The organism is Streptomyces sp. NRRL B-24572, assembly GCF_002156145.1.
In the GTDB taxonomy this organism is placed as follows: domain Bacteria; phylum Actinomycetota; class Actinomycetes; order Streptomycetales; family Streptomycetaceae; genus Streptomyces; species Streptomyces vietnamensis.
Genome location: NZ_MWIG01000639.1, coordinates 1 through 2,837 on the forward strand (window position 1 = coordinate 1; position 2,837 = coordinate 2,837).

Annotated in this window: 3 protein-coding genes and 1 pseudogene; 2 read left to right on the forward strand and 2 right to left on the reverse strand. The window is 70.2% G+C overall.

Annotated elements, in window-relative coordinates:
- Positions 1 to 180, reverse strand: a pseudogene (locus CCN56_RS32355) (hypothetical protein); the annotation flags it as partial.
- A 99-nt stretch (positions 181 to 279) separates the two neighbouring features.
- Positions 280 to 588 carry a hypothetical protein gene (locus CCN56_RS32360; RefSeq protein WP_024757447.1) on the reverse strand — a complete coding sequence of 103 codons (309 nt, stop codon included), beginning with the start codon at positions 586 to 588 and terminating at the stop codon, positions 280 to 282.
- 312 nt (positions 589 to 900) lie between these two features.
- On the opposite strand from CCN56_RS32360, the gene CCN56_RS32365 reads away from it, so the two are divergent.
- A complete protein-coding gene (locus tag CCN56_RS32365; RefSeq protein ID WP_086831447.1) occupies positions 901 to 1,932 on the forward strand; it encodes a bifunctional lytic transglycosylase/C40 family peptidase in 1,032 nt (343 codons plus the stop codon).
- A 253-nt stretch (positions 1,933 to 2,185) separates the two neighbouring features.
- A partial coding sequence (locus CCN56_RS32370) for a phosphatase PAP2 family protein (protein WP_086831448.1) occupies positions 2,186 to 2,837 on the forward strand: 652 nt, incomplete at its 3' end.

A 2,837-nucleotide genomic window follows, 5' to 3' on the forward strand; every position in this document is an offset into this window, starting at 1 on the left:
GGCGATGGCGGCGACGAGGAGGACCACCACGCCCACGACCGTGATGAGGGATCGGGAGCTGCGGACGGGGCGGCGGGCGCCGCCGTAGACGTCGCCGCTGTTGCCCTCGGGCAGGCGGGTCCGGGTCTGGCCCGAGCCGCCCACGCCGCCGAAGCTGTCGTGCTCGTCGCCGGGACTCATGCCGGGTACGCCCCCTCACTCGTTCGCGGGTACGGCCGTGCTTCAACATGACTGGGCATCAGGGAACGCATTCTCAGGAGGGTCGGGTCCGAAGGGAGCTCAGACGGCCATCCCGTACACGATGGTGAACAGCGTCCCCAGCGATCCGATGATGAAGACGCCGGTCAGGCCGGCGACGATCAGGCCCTTGCCCTGTTCCGCGCTGAACGTGTCGCGGAGGGCGGTCGCGCCGATGCGCTGCTTGGCCGCTCCCCAGATGGCGATGCCGAGGCAGAGCAGGATCGCCACGGCCATCACGACCTCGATCATCACCTTGGCCTCGTTGCCCAGGCTCCCGAAAGGTCCCCAGTTCGGGGCGATTCCACCGATGATGGTGGTGATGTCGCCCTTTTCGGCCGCCAGGTACATATAACTCACCGCCCCTGTTGGGTACTTGGTCGCCCCTGCCGGACGGCATGGGTCATCGCCCTATCTTCGCTGATGAAACCGCTCACGTGTGACGGCTTGGCGGCTCTCTTTACCCGATCCCCGCACACTTGACCGATCTGACCGTCTTGACCTGCGGTGGTGTGGCCGGTTTCCATGCGAAGAAGCGTATGGTCACTCTGTGTATCACGGAGAGTGACTTTGGGCAATGATTGTCGTTGTTGCACTCTTGGGGCGGCGTCAGGCGCGACCTAGACTGGCGGCCCTGGCGTACTGCCATGAGCCGAGGGGTGGTTGACGGTGCGTAGGGCTGGCAAGGCGTGGCTGTGGGCCGGCGGGACCCTGGGGGTCTGTCTCGGCTTCGTCGCACTGCTCGTCGTCGGCACGTACTCCGCGGCGGCCGGGATCGCCGGCGGCGCGGGCGCCAAGAACGGGGCCGTGGGGCTCGCGAAGGGTGCCGTACCCGCCCTCTACCAGGGGCTCGTGCAGCGGTGGGGGAACCTGTGCCCCGCCATCAACCCGGCGCTGCTCGCCGCCCAGCTGTACCAGGAGAGCGGCTGGAACCCGCGGGCCGTCTCCCCGGCGGACGCGCGGGGCATCGCGCAGTTCATCCCCGGCACCTGGGCCGGGCACGGCGTCGACGGCGACGGGGACGGGGACCGGGACATCTGGGACCCGCAGGACGCCATTCCGTCGGCCGCCTCGTACGACTGCGAGCTGGCCGGGTACGTGAAGGACGTGCCCGGGGACCCGGCGGACAACATGCTGGCCGCGTACAACGCGGGCGCGTACCGGGTGATCAAGCACGGCGGGGTGCCGCCCATCAGCGAGACCCAGAACTACGTGCGCATCATCCGGTCCCTGGAGAAGAGCTTCGCCCGGCCGTTGGGCCGCGTCGCGCCCTCGCAGCAGGCCGCGGCCGCCATCCACTACGCACAGGGGAAGCTGGGCACCCCGTACCTCTGGGGCGGTACGGGTACGGCCGCGGAGGGCGGGCGGTTCGACTGCTCCGGGCTCACCCAGGCCGCGTACGACAGCGTCGGCGTGCAGCTGCCGCGCGTCGCCAACGACCAGTACAACGCCGGCCCGCACCCCGGAAGGAGCGAGCTGCTGCCGGGCGACCTCGTCTTCTTCTCGGACGACCTGACGAACTCCCGGGCCATCCGGCACGTCGGCATCTACGTCGGAGGCGGCTACATGATCGACGCCCCGCGCACCGGGGCGGTGATCCGTTTCGACCGGATCGACACCCCGGACTACTTCGGCGCCACCCGGGTCACCAAGGAGGGCGCGGCCGCGCTGCCCACCCATCTGCCGCAGGCCTGAGGGGAACAGACGGGGCGTCGGGTCAACCGGCGGGGCGGCCGCGGGTGTGCGGGCGCCTTTCGGGCTTATCGGGCGTGGCTGGAACTCTCCGTCATGCACAGGCCCTGAGCTGCGGGGAACCGTCACTCTTCGATAACGTCGTCATGATCCACCGGAGAGAGCGGAACGTACGCCTCAGGCGGTTCGTTCCCTGATCCGACCGCTCTGACCACGGGGGTTGGAAACCAGACACGAGAGCAAGGGGCCGCAGCAGATGGCTGGACTCGCATCGGACGCCTTGAACCCCGATGTCGGCCTGCTCTACGACATCAACGGACTGGCCAAGTCCGCTCCGCCGTGGTTCGACCGCGTCATGGAGTTCGTCGGCGAGTACGGGATCGTGCTCGCGATGGTCCTCGTCGTCCTCTGGTGCTGGTGGAGCGTCCGCCGGCGCGGCACCCTCGGCGACTCCGTCTCGGCCGTCGCCGGGATCGTCTGGGCCCCGCTGGCCGCCGGGATCGCCCTCCTCGTCAACATCCCCATCCGCGGCTTCGTCGAGCGTCCCAGACCCTTCAGGGACCATCAGGGGCTCGAGGTCCTCGTCGACGGGAAGACCGACTTCTCGTTCGTGAGCGACCACGCCACCCTCGCCATGGCCCTCGGCGTCGGCCTCTTCGTCGCCCACCGCCGGTTCGGCCTCGCCGCCATCGCCCTCGCCCTCGCCGAGGGCTTCGCGCGCGTCTACATGGGCGTCCACTACCCCACCGACGTGATCGGCGGCTTCGCCCTCGGCACGGCCGTGGCGCTGCTCCTCGCCCCGGTCGCGCTCGCCCTGCTCACGCCCGTCGTCTCCGCCGTCGCCCGCTCCGGCCGCGGCGCCCGGCTCGTCCGCTCCCGCCGGGCCGACGCGGCCGGAGCGGGCGACG